Source organism: Streptomyces asoensis, from assembly GCF_013085465.1.
Lineage (GTDB): Bacteria > Actinomycetota > Actinomycetes > Streptomycetales > Streptomycetaceae > Streptomyces > Streptomyces cacaoi_A.
In genome coordinates, this window is record NZ_CP049838.1 from 8,894,010 (window position 1) to 8,915,165 (window position 21,156).

Sequence of the window (21,156 nt, forward strand, 5' to 3'; positions counted from 1 at the left end):
AGGGTCCGGCTCCATCGACGAGGCCGTTAATGCGTATTACGTAATGCGCATTAACGAGAGACTGTGTACTTCCCCGCCCAGCGGGTCAAGAGTCGGGACGGAAGTTTCCGTGAGGGGCGAATCCCTGAGCGGCGGCATCCGAGTGTTCGCGCCGCCAGAAGTCATCCCCGCGAAACAGGCAGGTCGTAGCCGTGCACCTGGCCGAAGCGGGTGCCCTTCGGCCAGTCCTCCTCATGAGCGGAGCCGGATGACGAGTGCTGTGGCGGTGACGGTGCCGAGGTAGACGTAGGCGCGTTTGTCGTATCTGGTCGCGACCGCGCGGAACTGTTTCAGCTTGTTCGGGATGACGTGCCGGATCCCGCGTCCACGCAGGTAGGCGCGGGTGCGGCGGTTGCTGTAGACCTTGTCGGCCCTGACGCTGTCGGGCGTCGTGCGAGGCCGCCCGGTGGCCAGGCGGGGCACCCGGATCCGTTCCATGACAGCCTCGAACTGGGTGCAGTCGGCCCGCTGACCGGGCGTCAGGACGGGCGAGAGCCCTTCGCCCTTGAACTGCGCAGCACCGGCGCCGCGCAGTGTCCCCCAGTGCAGCGGCGCCGCCCGCAGGTGCGCCTTTCGCCCTTGAACAGCAGGACCGCAGCCTGTCCGCAGCCGCGCGATGTCCGCAACCCCGGGCCCAGTGGCGCCCGCAGGAGCGCGCGCACCACCGACAGATGTGTCACAAGTGCGCGTTCTACGCGTTCGGGTCCCAGTCTGCGAGCTGCTCCATCGGCTCGGTGTCGCCGGTGGTCTCCAGTCCGTCGAGCGGGACGCGCTCGTAGAAGTAGAGGACCAGTTCGCTCGCTGCGCCTCGCATCGCCATGTCGCCCGGCTCCGCGTCGGCGGCGAGGTCGTCGCAGCGGACGCCGTCGGCGTTGAGGGTCAGGCGCCAGGAGCGGCCCTCGGTCGTGTGCAGGTCGATGGTTGCCGGCTTGAACGGCCAGGGGACGGTCGTCGCCGAGACGGTCGTCAGGAACTCGTCGACGCCCTCGACCGCGACGTCCGTCGGCAGCGGCTGTGCGGTGCCCTGGATGAGCTGGGCGTCGTAGGTGTGGACGGCGATCTCCTGGATCTGGTGCCGGGCCACGGCTCCGCTGGTCTCCGGGGCCTGCGAGCGGCCCCACCAGGTCCAGCAGCCGCGGTCCGGGCCGGCCTCGCGCATCGCGTCGAGCATGAGCTCGGTCGACTCGGCGAGCCAGGCGTCCAGGGCTTCGTGGTCGCGGGGCGCGGTCGGGGCGCCTTTCGGGTCCGTCCTCGCCGGGGGCTCAGCGCCCGGGCCCGCCGCGACGATGGCGGCCTGGCGGCGGCGGCCGTCACCGAGGTGCTGCGCCAGTTCGCGCAGCGTCCAGTCCGGGCAGGTCGGGACCTGGACGTCAAGGTCGGGGGCGGACGCGATCGCAGCGCGGAACGCGGCCGAGCGGTCTTCGATCAGCCGCAGGACCTCGGGGAACTCCAAGATTTTTTGCACGGCGGTTATGTATCACGGTGCTCCGGCCGACGGGTAGCGAATTTGTCGGACGAACGCGTCGACGGCCGGGCGGAGCGCCGGCGCCGAAGCCGTCCTGAAAGTCCGCGCACTGCTCGCCAACGGCGACTTCGACCGCTACTGGACCCACCATCTGGGCCAAGAGCACCAGCGCAGCCACCAGGCCCGCTACCAACTCGCTGCTCGACCTACGAAGTCACTCCCAGCAATCCGCACCCCTGGCCGATGTCGGCGGCCTGAGTGGTGTGTGCGGCCCGGCGGCGCCGGCGCGTGCAGTCGATACACAACTGTCGACGCCGAGTGATGCTGAAGGCTTGACCGAGCTGAGGGAGTGGATGGCCCAGGAGCAGCCGCTGCCCAGCGGTCGAGCCGCTCCCGAGAACGGCGGCGCCGAACTTGCCGCGCTCAGGGACGAGGCCGCGCCCGTGCGAGGCACGGACGCAACTGGACACGGAGGCGAACGCCCCGCAGCGCTCGTAGCAGGGGCAGGGCTGTCGATCACCGGCGATGTTCACGCAGTGGCCGTTTTCGGTCGTCTCGATGTGCGGAGTGCCGCAGATGCCCGCACCGCTCTGAGCGCAGCTGTGGACGACGGACTGGGCGATCTTGTACTGGACTTGAGCGGCCTCGACTCGTGGGACGCTACACGTCCTGACATCGGCCGCCTACCCGAGTGCGACCTGCGCGAAGCGCCTCGGAGGTGCCCGAGCGGCAGCATCCGAGGACCCGTGCCACCAGAGATCATCGTTGAAGGACAGGCGGTGAGATGCTCTCGAGCTCCCAGGGCCGGAAGCCCGACTTTCCCCAGGTCAGCGAACCCTACCCCGTGGTTTCAGCGGCGTGGGCGGCAGTTCCGGCGCGCGCAGCGGAGCCCCGTCGTAGCCGTGCACCTCGCCGAAGCGGGTGCCCTTCGTCCAGTCCTCGCGGGCCTGGGTGATCTCTTCCTGGGAGCGCCCGACGAAGTTCCACCAGATGACGAGCTCCTCCTCGAACGGCTCGCCGCCGAGGAGCATCAGGGCCGCGTCGGACTCGGCCCGCAGGGGCAGTTCGGTGCGGCCGCAGCCGAGGTAGAGCATCGAGCCCGGCAGCACGGGCACCCCGTCCACATGCGCCTCGCCGGACATCGACAGCACGCCGTACTCGAAGTCGGAGACCAGCGGCAGCCGGACGTCGGCGCCCCGGGCGAGTGACAGGTCGGCGCCGACGAGGGGGGTGTACGTCGTCCCGGGGGAGGTGGAGCCGTCGAGGGCGCCGAGGAGCACGGTGGCGGTGAGGCCGGGGGCGGTGACCGTGGGCAGGTCGGCGTGGTGCTCGAAGTGGGGGTCGGTGTGCCGGTGGGCGTCCGGCAGGGCGACCCACAGCTGGGCGCCGTGCAGATACCGGGCGTGCGACCGAGGGCTCTCCTCGGAGTGGCTGATCGCCCGCCCCGAGGTCATCAGCCCGAGTTCCCTGGGCCGGATGGTCTGGAGGCTGCCGGTCGAGTCGCGGTGCAGCACCTCACCCTCGTGCAGCCAGCTGACGGTCTGTAGCCCCATGTGCGGATGCGGCGGGACCTGCATACCGGGCTCGTCGGCGATGTCGTCGGGGCCGTAGTGGTCGACGAAGGCCCAGGCGCCGATCATGCGTCGGCCGAGGTTCGGCAGCAGTCGGCGCACCTCGGTCGACCCGCCGAGCTTCACATGCCGGGGGCTCAGCAGTTCACGGACGGGTTCGGCGACGACGAATCCACGGCCGCCGCACAGGCTCGGTACGGGCGCGCGGTCTAGGTTGCTCATGCGGTCAACCTAGCGGTCGGGTGCGGCGGTGCGCAGAAGGAGCGGCGCCGGGTGGGGCGTGGCCCCCGGTGGGGGTTCAGTCGGCCAGTGTCGCGGCGAGTTCCGTGGTGGCCCGCACTATGTCGGTGTCCCGCTCGGCGAGCAGTTGAGGCAGGACGTCGCGCTGGGCGTGGACGGCGTGCCGGGCCGCGCGTTCCCACGCCACGTAATTGTCGGGGTGGTGCAGCAGCTTGGGGTAGGCGGCGGCGGTGGTCTCCCACTGCCGGGTTTCGGCGATGCTCTTCAGCAGGCGCAGGATCTCCGCGCGGCAGGTGACCTGGGGGAGCCGGGCGAGTTCCCAGAGGAAGGGCACCGTGGCCGCCGTCGCCTCATCGACGACAAAGCCGAACTGGCAGATCCGGCGGCGCAGTTGGCCGAGTGCGGAGCCGGCGCTGTCGGCGTCGCCGCGGGCGAGCGTGGTGAGCAGGAAGGGGATGCCCGCCGCGGAGCCTGTGGAGTCCTTGATCTCGGGCCACGGCACGTGTCCCAGGTCCTTGAGCGGTGCGGGTCTCTTCGTCGCAGTCATGTCAGGTGTCAAATATCGGGTCGGGGTCGGGGGCAGGACGGGAGCGGGTCGGCAGCATCGCCCAGACGGTCTTGCCCACGGGAGAGCGCCGGGTCCAGCCCCAGTGTTCGGAGAGGGCCTCGATGATGTGCAGTCCGCGGCCGTGTTCCAGGAGGGCGTCCGCGGTGCGCGAGTGGACGGGCAGGCTGTCGCTCGGGTCGGTGACCGCGCACACCAGGTGCGCGCGGCGCAGCGTGAGCCGGAGTCGTACGTGGAACTCGTCCGTCGAGGTCTGCGGGAGCGCGTGCAGGACGGCGTTGGCGGCCAGTTCCGTGACGACGGTGACCGCGTCGTCGGTGCAGTGCTCCAGGGACCAGCAGTCGAGGGTGCGCTGGGTGAACTCCCGTGCCTGGGTGAATCCCTCCCTGCTGCCCGTGAGGTACAGGGCGGCGGTTCTGGGGGAGTCGCGGACGGCGACGGACTCGTGGCTCCGGAACTGCGCAGGTGATGACACGGGGCATCTCCCTGAGGCGGCGTCAGGACGTCGGGTTGGAAGTGCGGTTGACGACATGGCTATTATCCACGCTGACGAGGTCCTCGTGCAATTTCACGAGAAATTGCGCGTACTAGCGAGGAGAATGCAGTGTCGTCAGTGTCGAACGGAGTACGGGCGAGCTCGCTGGGCGTCCGCTGGATCAAGAGCAGCCACAGCAACGCCGAGGGCAACTGTGTGGAGGTCGCGGCCCTGGACGGGGGAGGCGTCGCGCTGCGCAACTCCCGTGACCCCGACGGCCCGGCGCTGGTGTACACGCCGGCCGAGGTGGCAGCGTTCGTGGCCGGGGCGAAGGACGGGGAGTTCGACCACCTGGCCTGAGGGGGCTGTGTGAAGGCTCAATTCCCCTGCCGCGTGCGGTCGGAGGGCTTCGGATGCGATACTGCGGTCTGTCGTCTGCCGGTCCACGGGGAGTCAGGATGTCCGTCGAGTCGCCTCGAGTGTCCCGCCTCGAACCGTATCTGAACCGGGCCGAGCCCGCCCCGACCTTGCTGAAAATGCTGGTCGGCGTCCAGTTGGCGGGTATCCGGGAGGACGCCGGCCTCTCCCAGGACCAGGCCGCGCGGGCCGTCGGGTTCAGTCCGGCGAAGCTGTCGCGCATCGAGGCGGGCAAGGGCCGCAGGCCGCCCGTCGAGGCGGACGTCCGCGCGCTCCTGTCGCTGTACGAGACCGAGGACCACGAGGCTTCCGTACTGCTCCGGTTGCTGCGGCAGGCGGGTGAGCCGGGCTGGTGGCAGCGCTACGACAAGCGGCTGATGCCCGAGTGGTTCGACCGGTTGGTCGGTCTCCAGGAGGCGGCCACCGCGATCCGTACCTTCGAGATCCAGTACGTGCCGGGTCTGTTGCAGACGCCCGCGTACGCACGCGCCGTCGTGGAGCGGGGGCTGCCCTCGGCCACGTCCCGGGAGGTCGAGCGCCGGGTCGAGCTGCGGACGCGGCGCACCGAACTGCTGCGGCGACCGGACGCCCCGCGGGTGTGGGCGGTCCTCGACGAGTCGGTGCTGCTGCGGGTGCTGGGCGGCCGAGAGGTGATGCGCGAGCAGCTCGCCCACCTCGTGGAGCTGGCCGGGCTGCCCCATGTCACGGTCCAGGTCGTGCCGTTGGACGTCACGCATGCCTCCGCGCCGGCCATACCGGTCACCTATCTGCGGTTCGGCGGCGTCGATCTGCCCGACGTCGTCTATCTGGAGCAGATCAGGAGCGCGACCTTCCTGGAGGACCGGGACGAGACGGAGGAGTACCGGGTCGCGCTGGACCGGCTCGCGGACGAGGCCCTCGATCCGCGTGCGTCCATGGCGCTGCTGAAGGAGACGGCGGAGCGGCGCTATGCCGCCGCTCCGTGAGGTGAGGCGGCTCAGCTCAGGCGGGCCACACCGCCGAACTCGATCCACTCCTGGGTGAGCTGGCGGGGCGCGACCTCGGTGTCGGGCCGCCAGGTGGAGACCTCCACCAGTCCCGGGTCGAGGATGTCCGTGCCCTCGAAGAACGAGGCGACGTCCTTCTCCTGGCGCACCCGGCCCCAGTGGCCCTGTGTGGCCTTGTCCATGAAGTCGGTGACGAACTCCCTGACCTTCGGGTCCTCGCTGACCAGCTGACACATCACCAGGAAGCTGCCGGGCGCGAGGCGTTCGGTCACCCGGCGGACCACCGCCTGCGGACCGTCGGTGTCGCTGTCGGGGATGCAGTGGAAGACCGAGTTGAACAGCACGGCCACCGGCTGCGAGAAGTCGATCAGCCGCCGGGTGTCCTCGTGCGTGAAGATCGCCTCGGTCTCCCGCATGTCGGCGTGGATGACGGTGGTCCGCTCGTCCTGCTCCAGCAGGGCCCGCCCGTGCACGAGCACCATGGGGTCGTTGTCGACGTAGACGACGTGTGCGGTCGGGTCGACGCGCTGGGCGACCTGGTGCACGTTGTCCTGGGTGGGCAGGCCGGAGCCGTGGTCCAGGAACTGCCGGATCCCGAACTCCTGCGTCAGGGTCTTCACGACCCGCTGGAGGAAGCGCCGGTTGTTCAGCGCGAGGGCGCGGGTGCTCGGGACGACCTTGTCGAGTTCCTCGCAGGCCGCGCGGTCGGCCGCGTAGTTGTCCTTGCCGCCCAGATAGTGGTCGTACATGCGCGCGGCTGTGGGGACGGCCGCATCGATCGACGTGGACAGCTGCTTGCCAGGCTGCATCTCTTCCCCCAGAACGCCGCCGTGCCACGGACTGGCGCGGTCGACAACACATCCTAGGGAAACGGCAATTGGCGGCACCACCCCCTTGATCGACGGTTCCCCTGAAGGTGTTGACGCGGCGTGCTCGATTCTGGACTGCTGGTCCAGCACCTGGACGCGTGGTCTAATCGATGTCATGGAATCCCGGGAGACCGAGCAGGACGTGATCCTGCGTGCGCTCACCCCCGTCGTCGACGGGATCGCGGCGACGATCGGGCCGGTGTGCGAGGTGGTGCTGCACGACTACCGCAGACCCGAGAAGTCCGTGGTCGCCGTGGCCGGATCGGTGACGGGGCGGACGGTCGGCGGGGCGATGAGCGAGATCGGCATGCGGGTCCTCGCCCGCGGCGACGACGCAGACGACGAGCTGAACTACGTCACCCGCACCGGCGCCGGACGGCTGGTGAAGTCGTCCACGATGGTGCTGCGCGACTCCACGGGCGCGGTGTTCGGCGCGCTGTGCGTCAATGTGGACGTCACCGAGGTGGATCGGGTGCAGGGCCTGCTGGCCGCGCTCGCGGGGGCGGCGGGCGGCCGGGCCGAGGCGCCGGTGACCACGTTCGGCGACGACATCGACTCCGTCGTCGACGCCCTCCTCGACGACCGTCTGCGGCGCCAGGGCCAGACCTGGGCCGGCCTCGACCGGTCGCGGCGCCTCACGCTGTTCCGTGGCCTGGACGAACGCGGCGTGTTCGCCGTGCGCCGCGCGATCGAGCAGGTCGCCGCCCGCCTCGGCATCTCCCGCGCCTCCGCCTACAGCTACCTCTCCCAGGCCAGAGCCACAGACGAGACCGGAGCCGACGGCACCGACACCACCGAAGGCGCCGCCGACAACCCCGAGGGAGCACACCCGTGACGACCACACCCCCGCCGATCACCCTGGACGACGTGCGCGACGCGGCCGCCCGGCTCAAGGGCGTGGCGCACCGCACGCCCGTGCTCCGCTCCCGCACCCTGGACGCGCTGGTCGGCGCCGAGGTCCTGCTGAAGTGCGAGAACTTCCAGCGCGTCGGCGCGTTCAAGTTCCGCGGCGCCTACAACGCGGCCTCCCGGCTGGCCCCCGAGCAGCTCGCCCGGGGCATCGCCGCGTACTCCTCCGGCAACCACGCCCAGGCCGTCGCCCTGGCCGCGCGGGAACTCGGCACCACCGCGGTGATCGTCATGCCCGAGGACGCGCCCCGCTCCAAGCGGGCGGCGACGGAGGGTTACGGCGCCGAGATCGTGACCTACGACCGCTACACCGGCGACCGGGTGGCCATCGCCGAGGCGCTGGCCACCGACCGGGGCCTGGCGCTGATCCCGCCCTATGAGCACCCGCACGTCATGGCGGGCCAGGGCACGGCCGCTCTCGAACTCCTCGAGGAGGCGGGCGAGCTGGACGCCCTGCTGGTGCCGGTCGGGGGCGGCGGACTGATCGCCGGCAGCGCGACCGCGGTCAAGGGGCTGCGGCCGGGCACCCGGATCGTCGGTGTGGAACCGGAGGCCGGGGACGACACGAAACGGTCGCTGGAGGCGGGCCGGCGGGTCGAGATCCCGGTGCCGCGCACCATCGCCGACGGCCAGGCCCTGCACACACCCGGGGAGCTGACCTTCTCGGTGAACCGGCGGCTCGTGGACGAGATCGCCCTGGTCTCCGACGACGAGATCCGCGCGGCCATGCGGTTCGCCTTCGAACGCCTGAAGATCGTCGTGGAGCCGAGCGGCGCCACTCCGCTCGCCGCCCTCCTGGCCGGCCGGGCCGGCGCCCTGCCCCGGCGCGTCGGCGTGATCGTCTCCGGCGGCAACATCGACACCGCCCGCTTCGCCGAGCTGTGCGGCGGCGCCTGAGGGGCCGGTACCACCGATTGGCGGCCCCCGCGGGACGGGCGGAGGATGGAGGGGTGGGGCTCGGCCCCGACCGGCGACGCCCAGGTCCGCCGGGGAGACCGGCCCCGGCCGTGGTGAGGCGCGGCCGGAAGGAGGAGCGTCATGATGGAAGTGAAGGCGCTCGAGAAGCCGGACGAGCGGCGCGATTTCCCCCGGGGCCACCTGGAGGCGGTCCATATGACGGGGCTCGACTTCGCGGTGGCGACCTTCGAACCGGGATGGCGCTGGTCCGAGTCGCTCGCATCGCTCGCGGGCACCGACACCTGCCAGATCCACCACAACGGATACGTGGTCCAGGGCCGCATGCACGTCACCATGGACGAGGGCGGCGAGGGCGAACTGGGCCCCGGCGACGTCTTCGTGGTGCCGCCCGGCCATGACGCGTGGGTCGTGGGCGACGAACAGTGCGTGGTGTACGACTTCGCCGGGGCGATGGCCAAGGACTACGCGAAGGCGAAGTAGGACTGGCTGGGTACGGCTGTACGGCCATACAGCCGTACGGCTAGACCGGGAGCAACCGGCCGACCAGGGCGCCGAGTTGGTGAGCGTTGCGGCACTCGTGCATCGCGACCGACTGGGCGTACTCCGGGGCGGCCGAGTCGCCCGTCCCCCACAGGGAGCGGGGCTCCGGGTTCAACCAGTGGACGTGGCGGGCCTGTTCGGCGATCTGCCGGAGCGCGGCCAGGTTCGGGTCGCTCATGTTCGTCCGGGCGTCGCCGAGCACGAAAACCGTGGTGCGAGGGCCGACCGCCGCGCCGTACCGCTGCCCGAACTCGCCCAGGGCCACGCCGTAGTCGCTGCTGCCGTGGTAACCCGTCAGGTTCGCCTCGGCCCGGATGCGGGCGCCGAGGCCCTCCGGGTCGGCCGCGCCGTGTTCGAGCAGGCCGGTCACCTCGTCGATCCGGTTGACGAAGGCGAACACCCGCACCTTGCTGAACTGGTCGTGCAGCGCCTGCACCAGCAGCATCGTGAAGTCGGAGAAGCCGGACACCGACCCCGACACATCGCACAGCAGCACCAGTTCGGGACGGGCCGGACGCCGGCGGCGCAGCACGGGGCGCATCGGAACCCCGCCCGTCGAGAGCGAGCCGCGCAGGGTCCGTCGCAGGTCGATGGTGCCCCGGGAGGCCCGGCGGCGGCGCGCGGCCATGCGGGTCGCCAGCTTGCGGGCCAACGGCTGTACGGTCCGCCGCAGTTCGGCCAGCCGGTCCTTCCCGGCGTACAGGAAGTCGACCCGGTCGGCGGTCGGTGCCACCGCCCGCCGGGCGATCTCGTCCCGCCCCCGCCGCTCCGCCACCCGGCGCCGCGCCTCTCCGGCCACCCGGGCGCGGAAGGCCTCGATGCGGCGCCGGATCTCGTCCTCGAGGAGCCGGTCGGTGAACCCGACGTCACCGCCCCGGGCCCGGATGTCGTCCCGTACCCGCGCCAACAGCGTCTGCGGGCGCAGCCGTTCCAGTGTCTGGTACGACGACCAGCCGTCCGCGCCCGGTGAACTCCCGTACCCGCCCAGCCCGTCGACCGCCTCGATCGCCAACCGGGCCAGCATCGTCTCGTCGCCGGCGGCGAGTGCGGCGGCCAGTCGGTCACGCAGGTCGTCACGGTCGCCGGGCTCGCCCTGTGGCGCGCCGACGCCGTGCGGGAAGTACAGGTCGAAGACGGTGTCGAACACCCGTCGCTGGTCCGTGGAGTGCAGCAGCGTCGCGGCCAGCCCCTCGCGGAGCAGTCCGCGGTCCGCGAAGCCCAGCGCCGCCGCCGCTTCGGCGGCGTCCACCGTCTCGCCGGTGCCGACGCGCAGGCCGTGTGCGCGCAGCGCGGCGACGAAGCCGACCAGACGGTCGGCGACCTCGGCGCTCACACGGCGTCCAGGTCGAGCTTCGCGCCGGCCTTGAGGATGTCGTCCTGGTGCTTGAGGATCACGCCCAGGCTTTCGCGTACGACGTTCGCGTCGAGGGTGGTGGCGCCGAGCGCGAGCAGGGTGCGCGCCCAGTCGATGGTCTCGGCGACGGAGGGCGCCTTGCGCAGGTCCATCGCGCGCAGCGCGCCGATCACCCGGACCACCGACTCGGCCAGCGCCGCTTCGATGCCGGGCACCTTCAGCCGGACGATCCGCCGCTCCAGCTCCTCCTCGGGGAAGTCGATGTGGAGGAACAGGCAGCGGCGGCGCAGCGCCTCCGACAGCTCACGGCTCGCGTTGGAGGTGAGGACGACGAAGGGGCGGCGCGTGGCGGTGATCGTGCCGAGTTCCGGGACGGTGACCTGGAAGTCGCTGAGCACCTCGAGGAGCAGTCCCTCCACCTCGACATCGGCCTTGTCGGTCTCGTCGATCAGCAGGACGGTCGGTTCGTCGCCGCGGATGGCGGTCAGCAGCGGGCGGGGGAGGAGGAACTCCTCGCTGAAGATGTCCGTGCGGGTCTCGTCCCAGGTCTCGTCACGGCCCGCGCTGATGCGCAGCAGTTGCTTGGCGTGGTTCCACTCGTACAGCGCCCGGGACTCGTCGACGCCCTCGTAGCACTGGAGCCGCACCAGCCGGGCGCCCGCCACCTCGGCCACGGCCTTGGCGAGTTCCGTCTTGCCGACGCCGGCGGGGCCCTCCACGAGCAGCGGCTTGCCGAGCCGGTCGGCGAGGAAGACGGTCGTGGCGACGGCGGGGGAGGCCAGGTAGCCGCTCTCGGCGAGCCGGGCGGAGACATCGTCGACGGATGTGAACAACGGGGCCTCCGGGCGGATCGGTCGCGGTCTCGGCGAGTGTTCGATCACCTATCTAAGCGCTTGTTCACCCCCGTTGTCACCCGTTGCCATCAGCGGCCGGAGGGGTTGTCGGTGGCGGGCGGTACGTTGCGATCATGGGTGTGTATCTGGTGAGTGTCACCGCGCAGGACTGGTCGGAGCCCGGCGAGGACGGGTACGGAGACGTCGCGGCCGCGCTGAACACGGAGTTGGAGCGGCGCGGGCTGCCCCCGTACGGGCCGCCGGAGGCGGTCCGGGACGCGCCGGGCTGGTTCGAGGAGAAGATCAGCCCCTCCATGGCCGGCTTCGACGAGCTGTGCCGGGCGCGGCTGACCCCCGAGGAGCGGCACACCCTCCTCGACTGGTCGGTGCTGGTCCCGTTCGCGCTGGACGAAGGCGTCCTGCTGCCCGTCGGCTCCGCGTACACGGACGAGACCCTGGTCGTCGGAGCGCCGCACGTCCTCGCGCTCGCCGAGCGGCTCGCCGTGGCCCTCGGCCTGCCGCTGGACCTGGTACCGGCGACCTTCGGCAATCTCGAACTGACCTTCTGGTTCCTGGAAGGCGAGGCGGAGAAGGCCGCTGCCACCCGGCCGGGCCCCTGGGCCGACGACCTGGCCACGGCGTTCTATACGGCGCTCTACCTGCGCGCCGCCCAGTACTCGCTACGGCACGGCTGCCCGATGACCTACTGCTGAGCTCACCGGAACGCGGCCGCGTTGCGCCGTGCCCACTCCTCGAAGGTGCGCGGCGCGCGGCCCAGGACGCGTTCCACGTCGGGGCTGACGAGCCGCTCGGCGGGCGTCGGTTCGCCGAGGATGGACAGGGTGGTCTCGACGACCGGCGCCGGCATGAACGCCAGCATCTGCTCGCGCGCCTCCTCCCGTGTCTGCTCGACGAACCGGACCGGCTCCCCGATCGCCCTGCCGATGGCCTCCGCCCGCTCGCGGGGTGTCGTGGGGGCGGGCCCGGTCAACTCGTGGACCCGGCCGTGATGTCCCTCCTGCCGCAGGGCCACCGCGGCGATCTCCGCGATGTCGGCCGGGTCGACAGTGGGCAGACCGACATCACCGAAGGGGGCCGCAACGGTGCGGTGGGCGCGGACCTGCTCCGCCCAGGCGTAGGCGTTGGAATGGAAGCCGCCCGGCCGCAGGATCGTCCACTCCAGGCCGGACTCCCGGACGGCGTCCTCGATCGCACCCGCCAGGGCGCCGTGCGACTGCGACTCCGGTCGGGTCGCCACCCCTTGGGACGACAGCAGCACCACCCGGCCGACCCCGGCGGACTTGGCCACGTCGAGGAGGTCCCGCGGGCTGAGCAGATGTGCGCCGGCGCCACCGTTCTGGAGGAACAGCGCCTCGGCCCCGTCGAGCACCGGCCGCAGGCTCTCCGCGTCGGTGAGATCCGACCGCAAGGTCCGTACGCCGTCCGGGACTTCGGTCTCCGAGATGTGCCGGGACGTGGCGGTCACCCGCTCGCCCGCAGCCGCCAGAGAACGGACCAGTTCACGGCCGACGTTCCCGGTCGCCCCCGTCACCACGATCATGGGTAACTCCTTGTTCGAGATGGGTTGTTGACGTTGCGGAACGACGCTAACACCGCCGGTATAGTAGGTACCCAGAGGAAAGTGACTTCCCCGAGGGGTACGCATGACCGGTGACCCGACCGATCCAGAACTCGCCTGCCCCATCGCCCCCGTGGTGGACATCGTCTTCAGCCGTTGGACCACACCGATCCTGTGGACGCTGCACGCCCGAGGCCGTCAGCGGTTCGGCGAGCTGGAACGCGCGATCACGAACATCACCCCCAAGGTGCTGACCCAGCGCCTGCGCCAGCTGGAGCGCGACGGCCTGGTGGTGCGCACCTACCACCCGGAGGTGCCCCCGCGCGTCGAGTACGAGATCAGCGAACTCGGCCTCAGCCTGGCCCCGCTCTTCGCCCACCTCGCCGAATGGGCCACCGGAAACCTGCCCAAGGTGGCGCAGGCCCGGGAGGGGTACGACCAGCGGGGATGAGGCCGGCCCGTAGAGCCCTGTGAACTCCGGGCGGGGGCACTCAGGCGCTCAGCCGACCAGGATCACCTCGAGGGTGCGCGGGCCGTGCACCCCCTCCACCCGGTCCAGCTCGATGTCACTGGTCGCCGAAGGACCGGAGATCCATGTCAACGGGCGGGCCGGGTCGAGCCGTTCGAGAGCCTGCGGCACGGACGACACCACCTGCTCGGGGACGCGCACCACACAGATGTGGTGGTCCGGGACCAGGGTGATCCGGCGCCGCCCCTGGTCTGGACCGCCGTCCAGCACGATCGTCCCGGTCTCGGCGACCGCCACCGCGCACGCCGTGACCACGCTGTCCACCCGGTCGAGTTCGTGCGCGCCGCTCTCCATCCGGTCGGCCACCCGAGCGGCGTCCGCCTCCGCCAGCCACGCCTCGTCGAGGCCGGGCGGCACGAGCACGGTCGCCGCCTTCCGCTCCGTGAGCAACCGGGCCAGCACGGACGGGAGTTCGTCCGCGCCGCACCGGTGCACGACAGCACGGTAGTCCGCCAGGTTCTCCGCCAGCAGCTCGACCGTCTCCTCGGTACTGCGGGCACCGTGCTCGCGCAGGTAGTCGCGCGCGACGGCTTCCCCGTACGGGGTGTCGTCCTGCGGCACATCGGCCAGCGCGCGCCGCACCCGGCCCAGAATCCGCTCCCTGCTGCTCACTTCGCCGTCCCCTCGTCGGTGGTCCCGCCGTTCGTACGCTGCCACCAGTCGCGGAACGGCTCCGCGGGCACCGCCGGCAGATCCCGCGTAGCGCTCCACGCCTTGCCGGGGCCGGGCAGCGTACGAGGATGGAGCCGGCGTGTCCGGGACGCCAGCCGCTGCCCGGCGCGCAGGGCGCCGGGCCGGTCGAACGCCCAGCGCGCCGCCCGCATCGCGGCCCGCTCGGCGCCATGGCCCTTGGCCGGCTTCAGCACCACCTTGTTGCCCTCGCGCGTGACCGGGCCGCCCTGGACGACCCGTTCCCGCAGGTGCACCAGCACCTCCGGGATGTCGATGGCCACCGGGCACACCTCGTAGCAGGCGCCGCACAGCGACGAGGCGTACGGCAGTGAGGCGTCGATCTCGCTCGCGGTGCCGCGGAGCTGGGGGCTGAGGATCGCGCCGATCGGGCCCGGGTAGACCGAGCCGTAGGCATGGCCGCCCGCCCGCTCGTACACCGGGCACACGTTCAGACAGGCGGAGCAGCGGATGCAGCGCAGGGCCTGCCGGCCGACCTCGTCGGCGAGGGTGTCGGTGCGGCCGTTGTCCAGCAGCACCAGATGGAAGGTGCCGGGGCCGTCGCCGTCCGTCGTGCCCGTCCAGGTCGACGTGTACGGGTTCATGCGCTCGGCCGTCGAGGAACGGGGGAGGGTCTGGAGGAAGACCTCCAGGTCCCGCCAGGTCGGCACGATCTTCTCGATGCCGACGACGGAGATCAGCGTCTCGGGGAGGGTGAGGCACATCCGCCCGTTGCCCTCGGACTCGACGACCACCAGGGTGCCGGTCTCGGCGACCATGAAGTTGGCGCCGGAGACGCCGACCTTGGCGCGCAGGAACTTCTCGCGGAGGTGCAGACGGGCTGCGTCGGCGAGTTCGGCGGGGGTGTCGGTCAGGCCCTCGGGGGCGGGGCGGCCCCACTCGCTCATCTCGCGGGTGAAGATGTCCCGGATCTCCCCCCGGTTGCGGTGGATCGCGGGGACCAGGATGTGCGACGGCCGGTCCTTGCCCAACTGCACGATGAGCTCGGCGAGGTCGGTCTCGTAGGCGCGGATGCCCTCCGCCTCCAGCGCCTCGTTGAGCCCGATCTCCTGCGTGGCCATGGACTTGACCTTGACGACCTCCGACTCGCCGGTCTCCTTGACCAGGTCGGCCACGATCCGGTTGGCCTCGTCCGCGTCGGCGGCCCAGTGGACGATGCCGCCCGCCGCCGTCACCGACTCCTCCAACTGCACCAGGTACCGGTCGAGATGACGCAGCGTGTGGTCCTTGATCCGCTTGCCCGCCTCCCGCAGCTCCGCCCAGTCGGACACCTCGGCCACGGCGTTCGCCCGTTTGGCCCGGATGGTGTGGGTGGCGTGCCGCAGATTCGCGCGCAGGGTCTGGTTGCCGACCGCCTCGTGCGCGGCCTTCGGGAAGGCCGGCATTCCTACGAACGTCCCGCTCATGACGCCGGCTCCTCCTCGGTGCTCGCCAGGATCTCCGCGATGTGCACGGGGCGCATGCCGGTCTCCAGCCGGGTCATGGTCCCGCCGATGTGCATCAGGCAGGAGTTGTCCGCCGCGCACAGCACCTCGGCGCCCGTCGACTCGGCGTTGCGCACCTTGTCGGTGCCCATCGCCGCCGAGACGTCGGCGTTCTTCAGCGCGAAGGTCCCACCGAAGCCGCAGCACTCGTCGGCGCCCGGCAGCTCCACCAGCTCCAGCCCCTCGACCGCCTGGAGCAGCCGCCGGGGCCGCTCCCCGAGACCCAGTCCGCGCAGTCCGTGACACGTCGGGTGATAGGTCACCGTGTGCGGGTAGTACGCGCCGACGTCCGTCACCCCCAGTACGTCCACCAGGAACTCGGTGAGCTCGTACGTCTTCGGGACCACCGGCGCCAGAGTGGCGGCGAGGGTGTCCCCGCGCCCCTCGGCCCGGGCCCGCTCGCCCATCCGCGGATACAGCTCCCGCACCATCGCCCCGCACGACCCGGAGGGCGTCACGATCGCCTCGTACTCTCCGAAGACATCGGAGAAATGCCGGGCGAGCGGCTCGGCCTCATGGCGATAGCCGGTGTTGTAGTGGGCCTGGCCGCAGCAGGTCTGGGCCATCGGGAAGTCGACCTCGACGCCCAGCCTGGTCAGGAGTTTCACCACGGCACGGCCGGTCTCCGGATAGAGCGTGTCGTTGACACAGGTCAGGAACAGTGCGACACGCATCGCGGCTCCTTGCGGTTAGGTCATCGGATGAGTGCAGAGTAGTCCGGTGCAGGGGCCCGGGGGAGACCCCGGCTCACCGCGTGGCGAGCCGGGCCTCCGCCTCGCGCCACCGCTCGGCGTTGCCCTGCGGTTCGTAGCGCGTCAGGGGCTGCGTACGGGCGAGCAGCCGGCGCATGTCGGCACGGTCGCCGACCAGTCCGTGCGCCCGCGCCTGGACGAGCACGTTGCCGAGGGCCGCGGCCTCCGTCGGACCGGCCACCACCGGCAGCCCGCAGGCGTCGGCGGTGAGCCGGCACAGCAGCGCGTTGCGGGTGCCGCCTCCGACGATGTGCACGACGTCGACGGGGTGGTCGGCGAGCCGCTGGGCCTCGGCGACGGCCCGCCGGTGGGCCAGGGCGAGCGAGTCGAGGATGCACCGCGTGATCTCCGCGGGCGAGGCGGGCACCGGCTGCCCGGACGCGCGACACGCCTCGGCGATCCGCTCCGGCATCCGCCCGGGCGCCAGAAACGCGGCGTCCTCGGCGTCCACGACCGAGCGCAGCGCGGGCACGGCGGCCGCCTCCCGCAGCAGCCCGCCCAGATCCGGGTCGCCCCAGGCCCGCAGGCACTCCTGGAGGAGCCACAGCCCCATGATGTTGCGCAGGTAGCGGACCGTGCCGTCCAGCCCGAGCTCGTTGGTGAAGTTGGCGGCCCGGCTCTCCTCGGTGAGCACGGGCGCCGTCAGCTCCAGGCCGGCCAGTGACCAGGTGCCGGTGCAGATGTAGGCGAACCGCTCGCCGGTCGCCGGGACCGCGGCCACGGCGGAGGCGGTGTCGTGCGAGCCGACCGTCGTCACCGGCACGGGCCCGGTCAGCCCCGTCTCCTCCAGCACCTCCGCCCGCAGCAGCCCCGCCGGGTCGCCGGGCCGCCGCAGCGGCGCGAACAGCTCCAGGTCGATGCCCAGCCGGGCGGCGACGTCGTACGACCAGTCGCCCGTCGCGGGATCGATCAGCTGGGTGGTGGAGGCGTTGGTGAGCTCGGTGCCCTGCTCACCGGTCAGCCAGTACGCCAGCAGGTCGGGGATGAGCAACAGGCGCCGGGCGTGGGCCAGTTGCCGCGTCCCGCGGGCCGCCGTCAACTGGTAGAGGGTGTTGAAGGGCGCGTACTGGAGACCGGTGGCCGCGTAGAGCTCGGCCGCCGGCACGGTCGCCCACACCTTCTCGGCGACCCCCTCGGTGCGGGCGTCCCGGTAGTGCACCGGATTGCCGAGGAGGCTCCCGTCGGCGTCGAGCAGGCCGTAGTCCACGGCCCAGCTGTCGATGCCGACCGAGTCCACCCGGCCGGCCGCCCGCAGCCCGGCCAGCACCCCCGCGTACAGGGACAGCACATCCCAGCGCAGTCCCTCCGGAACCCGGACCGGCCGGTTGGGGAAGCGGTGCGCCTCCGTCAGCTCCAGTGAGTCCGGGCCCACCCGGCCGACCATGACGCGCCCGCTGGACGCGCCGAGGTCGACCGCCGCGTACGACCGCACGGCCGTCACCGGAGGAACGCGGCCGCCACACCCGCGTCGACGGGGACGTGCAGTCCGGTGGTGTGGGTGAGTTCGCCGCCGGTGAGGGCGAACACCGCGTTGGCGACATGGTCCGGCAGCACCTCACGCTTGAGGATGGTCCGCTGCGCGTAGAACTCGCCGAGCTTCTCCTCCTCGATGCCGTAGGTCGCGGCCCGCTGCGCGCCCCAGCCGCCCGCGAAGATGCCCGACCCGCGCACCACACCGTCCGGGTTGACGCCGTTGACGCGGATGCCGTGCTCGCCCAGCTCGGCGGCCAGCAGACGCACCTGGTGGGCCTGGTCGGCCTTGGTGGCGGAGTAGGCGATGTTGTTCGGGCCGGCGAAGACGGCGTTCTTCGACGCGATGTAGACGATGTCGCCGCCCAGCTCCTGCGCGATCATCACCCGCGCCGCCTCACGCGAGACGAGGAACGACCCGCGGGCCATGATGTCGTGCTGGAGGTCCCAGTCGCGTGCCGTCGTCTCCAGCAGCGGCTTGGAGATGGAGATCCCGGCGTTGTTGACGACGAGGTCGACCCCGCCGAAGGCGAGCACGGCGTCCCGGAAGGCAGCGGCGATCTGCTCCTCGGAGGTCACGTCGACGGTGACGGCGACCGCCTTGTCGGCCCCGCCGAGCTCTTCGGCCACGGCGGCCGCGTTCCCGGCGTCGAGATCGGCGACGACGACACACGCGCCCTCGGCGACCAGCCGCCGGGCGATGGCCTTGCCGATCCCGCTGCCGGCGCCGGTGACCAGGGCCACCCGGGTGGCCAGCGGCTTCGGCGCGGGCATCCGCCGGAGCTTGGCCTCCTCCAGTGCCCAGTACTCGATGCGGAACTTCTCCGACTCCTCGATCGGCGCGTACGAGGACACCGCCTCCGCGCCGCGCATCACGTTGATCGCGTTGACGTAGAACTCGCCGGCCACGCGCGCGGTCTGCTTGTCCTTGCCGAAGGAGAACATGCCCACGCCCGGGACCAGCACGATCGCCGGGTCGGCGCCGCGCATGGCGGGGGAGTCGGCGTCGGCGTGCCGCCGGTAGTAGGCGGCGTACTCCTCGCGGTACTCGGCGTGCAGCTCCTTGAGCCGCGCGATCGCGTCCTCCACCGTGCCGGTGGGCGGCAGGTCCAGGACCAGCGGCCGCACCTTGGTGCGCAGGAAGTGGTCGGGGCAGGAGGTGCCGAGGGCGGCGAGTCGCGGGTGCTCGGCCCGGGCCACGAAGTCGAGCACGGCGTCGGAGTCGGTGAAGTGCCCCACCTGGGGGCGGTCCTGGGAGGCGATGGCCCGCACGTACGGCGCGAGCGCGGCGGCCCGCTCCCGCCGCTCGTCCTCGGGCAGCGCCGCAAAGCCGTCGAGGACCGGTCCGAACGGATCGGCCTTCCCCTTCTCCGCGAGGAAGGCCTCGGCGGTCCGGATGATGTGCAGCGAGTTGCGCTCGCACTCCTCGGAGGTGTCGCCCCAGGCGGTGATCCCGTGCCCGCCGAGGACCACACCGATCGCCTGCGGGTTGGCCGCCTTGATGGCGGCGATGTCCAGCCCCAGCTGGAAGCCGGGCCGCCGCCAGGGCACCCACGCGACCGTGTCGCCGAAGCATTCGGCCGTCAGCTTCTCCCCGTCGGCGGCACAGGCCAGCGCGATCCCGGAGTCGGGGTGCAGATGATCGACATGGGCGGCGTCGACGAGCCCGTGCATGGCGGTGTCGATCGAGGGCGCCGCCCCGCCCTTGCCGTGCAGGCAGTAGTCGAACGCGGCGACCATCTCGTCCTCGCGCTCGACGCCCGGGTACACGTTCTTCAGAGCCCGCAGCCGGTCCAGCCGCAGCGCCGCGAGCCCCGCTTCGGTGAGCGTGCCGAGGTCGCCGCCCGACCCCTTGACCCACATCAGCTCGACGTCCCCACCGGTCACGGGGTCGGTGTCGGTGCCCTTGGCGGAGGTGTTGCCGCCGGCGTAGTTGGTGTTGCGGGGATCAGCGCCGAGCCGATGGGACCGACCGAGGAGGGCGTGGGCTTCGGGGTGGGTGGACATGCGGATTCCTTACTTCTCGAACGCGGGCGATGGAGCGCGCTCCAAAGGGGCGCGGGGCTGTGGGGACATGCGGCTCCGCCGCGCGGGCGCGACCAGCCACAACGGGCCCGCAGTCCGCGACGAACAGGTGACGGCAGACGCTTACGCCCCCCACCCCGCCTGCTCCCCACCGACCCGCGAGGCAACGATTTTCTGCGCCCACCCGGACGCCCGGTAAGCAGCAATGGGGTCGGGGTGCAACCCCGTCTCCTCCCGCACCTCACGCAGCAGCGGACGCACATCCGTGTTGTACGCGTCCATCACCACCGCGTTCGCCTCCAGCACATCGCCGGACGCCTGCGCGGCGGCCAGCGCCGACCGGTCGACCAGCAGCGCCTTCGCCGTGGCCTCCTGCACGTTCATCACGGACCGGATGATCGCCGGGATCTTCGCCTCGATGTTGTGGCACTGGTCGAGCATGAACGCCACATCGGACGTGAACCCGCCCCCGCGCACGACCTCGTACATGATCCGGAACAGCTGGAACGGGTCGGCGGCACCCACCATGAGGTCGTCGTCCGCGTAGAACCGCGAGTTGAAGTCGAACCCGCCGAGCTTCCCCTCGCGCAGCAGCGTGGCGACGATGAACTCGATGTTGGTGCCGGGCGCGTGGTGCCCGGTGTCCACCACGACCTGCGCCTTCGGCCCGAGCTTCAGGCAGTGCGCGTACGCCGTGCCCCAGTCCGGCACGTCCGTGGAGTAGAAGGCGGGCTCGAAGAACTTGTACTCCAGCAGCATCCGCTGCCCGTCCCCGAGCCGCTCGTACACCGCGGAGAGGCCCTCGGCGAGCCGGTCCTGCCGCGCCCGGAGGTCGTCCTGGCCGGGATAGTTCGTGCCGTCGGCGAACCACAGCTTCAGATCGGCGGAGCCCGTCGCGTCCATGATGTCGACGCACTCGAGCAGATGATCGAGAGCCTTGCGCCGCACCGCCGCGTCCGGGTGACAGATGCTGCCCAGCTTGTAGGCGTCGTCCTGGAACGTGTTGGAGTTGATCGCCCCCAGCATCACCCCGCGATCCTCGGCATGTTTCGCAAGTGCGGAGTAGTCCTCCACCTTGTCCCACGGGATGTGCAGGGCCACGGTCGGGGCGGCGCCGGTGAAGAGATGCACCTGCGCCGCGTCGTCCAGTTTCTCCTGCGGGGTGCGCGGGACGCCCTCCTGGGCGAACACCTTGAAACGGGTGCCTGAGTTCCCGTACGCCCACGACGGCGTCTCGACGGCCTGGGTCTTCAGCGCGGCCTTCACCGCGGCGAGGTCGGTCACTTCGGGCTCCTGTGACATCGGTCCGGAACAACTCCCGGATGAAACGATTCAGAACGGGAAGCTATGAGCCTGCGGGAAGAGTGTCAAGCCCTCTGTGCTGCTTCGTTCTCCGTGACCGCCGCGTGACCTTCGGCTATCGAAAACTTTTCGAGACGTACCCAT

At 71.4% G+C, this 21,156-nt stretch carries 21 protein-coding genes and 2 pseudogenes; 8 read left to right on the forward strand and 15 right to left on the reverse strand.

Annotation, left to right across the window (positions count from 1 at the left end):
- Positions 1 to 231 precede the first annotated feature (231 nt).
- Positions 232 to 543, reverse strand: a pseudogene (locus G9272_RS39555) (transposase); the annotation flags it as partial.
- A 187-nt stretch (positions 544 to 730) separates the two neighbouring features.
- Positions 731 to 1,504, reverse strand: coding sequence for a maleylpyruvate isomerase N-terminal domain-containing protein (locus tag G9272_RS39560; protein ID WP_171401025.1), 774 nt, complete (start codon positions 1,502 to 1,504; stop codon positions 731 to 733).
- 509 nt (positions 1,505 to 2,013) lie between these two features.
- Between G9272_RS39560 and G9272_RS39565 the strand changes: the two are divergent.
- Positions 2,014 to 2,169, forward strand: a pseudogene (locus tag G9272_RS39565) (STAS domain-containing protein); the annotation flags it as partial.
- A 162-nt stretch (positions 2,170 to 2,331) separates the two neighbouring features.
- On the opposite strand, the gene G9272_RS39570 reads toward G9272_RS39565, so the two are convergent.
- The 3 genes from G9272_RS39570 to G9272_RS39580 all read right to left on the reverse strand — a co-directional run bounded on the left by G9272_RS39570 (position 2,332) and on the right by G9272_RS39580 (position 4,355).
- Positions 2,332 to 3,297 carry a pirin family protein gene (locus G9272_RS39570; RefSeq protein ID WP_171401026.1) on the reverse strand — a complete coding sequence of 322 codons (966 nt, stop codon included), beginning with the start codon at positions 3,295 to 3,297 and terminating at the stop codon, positions 2,332 to 2,334.
- 76 nt (positions 3,298 to 3,373) lie between these two features.
- Positions 3,374 to 3,862: a hypothetical protein gene (locus tag G9272_RS39575; protein WP_253268078.1), complete on the reverse strand. Its 489-nt coding sequence runs from the start codon at positions 3,860 to 3,862 to the stop codon at positions 3,374 to 3,376.
- A 1-nt stretch (position 3,863) separates the two neighbouring features.
- On the reverse strand, positions 3,864 to 4,355 hold the full coding sequence (locus tag G9272_RS39580) for an ATP-binding protein (RefSeq protein ID WP_171401027.1): 492 nt from the start codon (positions 4,353 to 4,355) through the stop codon (positions 3,864 to 3,866).
- Positions 4,356 to 4,484: 129 nt separating this feature from the next.
- On the opposite strand from G9272_RS39580, the gene G9272_RS39585 reads away from it, so the two are divergent.
- Positions 4,485 to 4,715 (forward strand): DUF397 domain-containing protein, encoded by a 231-nt coding sequence (locus tag G9272_RS39585; protein ID WP_171401028.1) that lies wholly within the window; start codon positions 4,485 to 4,487, stop codon positions 4,713 to 4,715.
- A gap of 98 nt (positions 4,716 to 4,813) precedes the next feature.
- Positions 4,814 to 5,737, forward strand: a complete 924-nt coding sequence (locus G9272_RS39590; protein WP_171401029.1) for a helix-turn-helix domain-containing protein — start codon at positions 4,814 to 4,816, stop codon at positions 5,735 to 5,737.
- A gap of 11 nt (positions 5,738 to 5,748) precedes the next feature.
- Here G9272_RS39590 and G9272_RS39595 read toward each other — a convergent pair whose 3' ends face one another.
- Positions 5,749 to 6,567: an SAM-dependent methyltransferase gene (locus G9272_RS39595; protein ID WP_171401030.1), complete on the reverse strand. Its 819-nt coding sequence runs from the start codon at positions 6,565 to 6,567 to the stop codon at positions 5,749 to 5,751.
- Between the two features lie 175 nt (positions 6,568 to 6,742).
- Between G9272_RS39595 and G9272_RS39600 the strand changes: the two genes are divergently transcribed.
- The 3 genes from G9272_RS39600 (at position 6,743) to G9272_RS39610 (ending at position 8,934) form a co-directional block, all read left to right on the forward strand.
- Complete coding sequence (locus tag G9272_RS39600; RefSeq protein ID WP_171401031.1) at positions 6,743 to 7,462, forward strand: helix-turn-helix transcriptional regulator; 720 nt, start codon at positions 6,743 to 6,745, stop codon at positions 7,460 to 7,462.
- Positions 7,459 to 8,433 (forward strand): threo-3-hydroxy-L-aspartate ammonia-lyase, encoded by a 975-nt coding sequence (locus G9272_RS39605; protein ID WP_171401032.1) that lies wholly within the window; start codon positions 7,459 to 7,461, stop codon positions 8,431 to 8,433. The genes G9272_RS39600 and G9272_RS39605 overlap by 4 nt, the downstream gene beginning before the upstream one ends.
- A gap of 141 nt (positions 8,434 to 8,574) precedes the next feature.
- The gene (locus tag G9272_RS39610; RefSeq protein WP_171401033.1) at positions 8,575 to 8,934 is read left to right on the forward strand and encodes a cupin domain-containing protein; all 360 of its coding nucleotides are present in this window, start codon (positions 8,575 to 8,577) and stop codon (positions 8,932 to 8,934) included.
- Positions 8,935 to 8,974: 40 nt separating this feature from the next.
- Here G9272_RS39610 and G9272_RS39615 read toward each other — a convergent pair whose 3' ends face one another.
- The gene (locus G9272_RS39615) at positions 8,975 to 10,327 is read right to left on the reverse strand and encodes a vWA domain-containing protein (protein WP_171401034.1); all 1,353 of its coding nucleotides are present in this window, start codon (positions 10,325 to 10,327) and stop codon (positions 8,975 to 8,977) included.
- The gene (locus tag G9272_RS39620) at positions 10,324 to 11,181 is read right to left on the reverse strand and encodes an AAA family ATPase (RefSeq protein ID WP_171401035.1); all 858 of its coding nucleotides are present in this window, start codon (positions 11,179 to 11,181) and stop codon (positions 10,324 to 10,326) included. The genes G9272_RS39615 and G9272_RS39620 overlap by 4 nt, the downstream gene beginning before the upstream one ends.
- A gap of 134 nt (positions 11,182 to 11,315) precedes the next feature.
- Between G9272_RS39620 and G9272_RS39625 the strand changes: the two genes are divergently transcribed.
- Positions 11,316 to 11,894, forward strand: coding sequence for a hypothetical protein (locus G9272_RS39625; RefSeq protein ID WP_171401036.1), 579 nt, complete (start codon positions 11,316 to 11,318; stop codon positions 11,892 to 11,894).
- Between the two features lie 2 nt (positions 11,895 to 11,896).
- On the opposite strand, the gene G9272_RS39630 is transcribed toward G9272_RS39625, so the two are convergent.
- Positions 11,897 to 12,742 carry an NAD(P)H-binding protein gene (locus G9272_RS39630; protein WP_171401037.1) on the reverse strand — a complete coding sequence of 282 codons (846 nt, stop codon included), beginning with the start codon at positions 12,740 to 12,742 and terminating at the stop codon, positions 11,897 to 11,899.
- A 103-nt stretch (positions 12,743 to 12,845) separates the two neighbouring features.
- On the opposite strand from G9272_RS39630, the gene G9272_RS39635 reads away from it, so the two are divergent.
- Positions 12,846 to 13,211 (forward strand): winged helix-turn-helix transcriptional regulator, encoded by a 366-nt coding sequence (locus tag G9272_RS39635; protein ID WP_171401038.1) that lies wholly within the window; start codon positions 12,846 to 12,848, stop codon positions 13,209 to 13,211.
- Positions 13,212 to 13,259: 48 nt separating this feature from the next.
- Here the strand turns inward: G9272_RS39635 and G9272_RS39640 are convergent, their stop codons facing one another.
- The 6 genes from G9272_RS39640 to rhaI all read right to left on the reverse strand — a co-directional run bounded on the left by G9272_RS39640 (position 13,260) and on the right by rhaI (position 20,994).
- The gene (locus G9272_RS39640) at positions 13,260 to 13,901 is read right to left on the reverse strand and encodes a LutC/YkgG family protein (protein WP_171401039.1); all 642 of its coding nucleotides are present in this window, start codon (positions 13,899 to 13,901) and stop codon (positions 13,260 to 13,262) included.
- The gene (locus G9272_RS39645; protein ID WP_171401040.1) at positions 13,898 to 15,385 is read right to left on the reverse strand and encodes a LutB/LldF family L-lactate oxidation iron-sulfur protein; all 1,488 of its coding nucleotides are present in this window, start codon (positions 15,383 to 15,385) and stop codon (positions 13,898 to 13,900) included. The genes G9272_RS39640 and G9272_RS39645 overlap by 4 nt, the downstream gene beginning before the upstream one ends.
- Positions 15,382 to 16,137: a (Fe-S)-binding protein gene (locus tag G9272_RS39650; protein WP_171401041.1), complete on the reverse strand. Its 756-nt coding sequence runs from the start codon at positions 16,135 to 16,137 to the stop codon at positions 15,382 to 15,384. Before G9272_RS39650 ends, G9272_RS39645 begins: the two co-directional genes overlap by 4 nt.
- A gap of 73 nt (positions 16,138 to 16,210) precedes the next feature.
- Positions 16,211 to 17,647, reverse strand: coding sequence for a rhamnulokinase (locus tag G9272_RS39655; RefSeq protein ID WP_171402369.1), 1,437 nt, complete (start codon positions 17,645 to 17,647; stop codon positions 16,211 to 16,213).
- A gap of 5 nt (positions 17,648 to 17,652) precedes the next feature.
- Positions 17,653 to 19,692: a bifunctional aldolase/short-chain dehydrogenase gene (locus G9272_RS39660; protein ID WP_171401042.1), complete on the reverse strand. Its 2,040-nt coding sequence runs from the start codon at positions 19,690 to 19,692 to the stop codon at positions 17,653 to 17,655.
- Between the two features lie 141 nt (positions 19,693 to 19,833).
- Positions 19,834 to 20,994, reverse strand: a complete 1,161-nt coding sequence (gene rhaI / locus G9272_RS39665) for an L-rhamnose isomerase (RefSeq protein ID WP_171401043.1) — start codon at positions 20,992 to 20,994, stop codon at positions 19,834 to 19,836.
- Positions 20,995 to 21,156 lie beyond the last annotated feature (162 nt).

Coding starts and splice junctions, on each gene's coding strand:
- G9272_RS39645 (WP_171401040.1), bottom strand. CDS start 15,385: ATGAGCGGGACGTTCGTAGGAATGCCGGCCTTCCCGAAGGCCGCGCAC.
- G9272_RS39575 (WP_253268078.1), bottom strand. CDS start 3,862: ATGACTGCGACGAAGAGACCCGCACCGCTCAAGGACCTGGGACACGTG.
- G9272_RS39570 (WP_171401026.1), bottom strand. CDS start 3,297: ATGAGCAACCTAGACCGCGCGCCCGTACCGAGCCTGTGCGGCGGCCGT.
- G9272_RS39660 (WP_171401042.1), bottom strand. CDS start 19,692: ATGTCCACCCACCCCGAAGCCCACGCCCTCCTCGGTCGGTCCCATCGG.
- G9272_RS39635 (WP_171401038.1), top strand. CDS start 12,846: ATGACCGGTGACCCGACCGATCCAGAACTCGCCTGCCCCATCGCCCCC.
- G9272_RS39600 (WP_171401031.1), top strand. CDS start 6,743: ATGGAATCCCGGGAGACCGAGCAGGACGTGATCCTGCGTGCGCTCACC.
- G9272_RS39610 (WP_171401033.1), top strand. CDS start 8,575: ATGATGGAAGTGAAGGCGCTCGAGAAGCCGGACGAGCGGCGCGATTTC.
- G9272_RS39595 (WP_171401030.1), bottom strand. CDS start 6,567: ATGCAGCCTGGCAAGCAGCTGTCCACGTCGATCGATGCGGCCGTCCCC.
- G9272_RS39590 (WP_171401029.1), top strand. CDS start 4,814: ATGTCCGTCGAGTCGCCTCGAGTGTCCCGCCTCGAACCGTATCTGAAC.
- G9272_RS39630 (WP_171401037.1), bottom strand. CDS start 12,742: ATGATCGTGGTGACGGGGGCGACCGGGAACGTCGGCCGTGAACTGGTC.
- G9272_RS39650 (WP_171401041.1), bottom strand. CDS start 16,137: ATGCGTGTCGCACTGTTCCTGACCTGTGTCAACGACACGCTCTATCCG.
- G9272_RS39625 (WP_171401036.1), top strand. CDS start 11,316: ATGGGTGTGTATCTGGTGAGTGTCACCGCGCAGGACTGGTCGGAGCCC.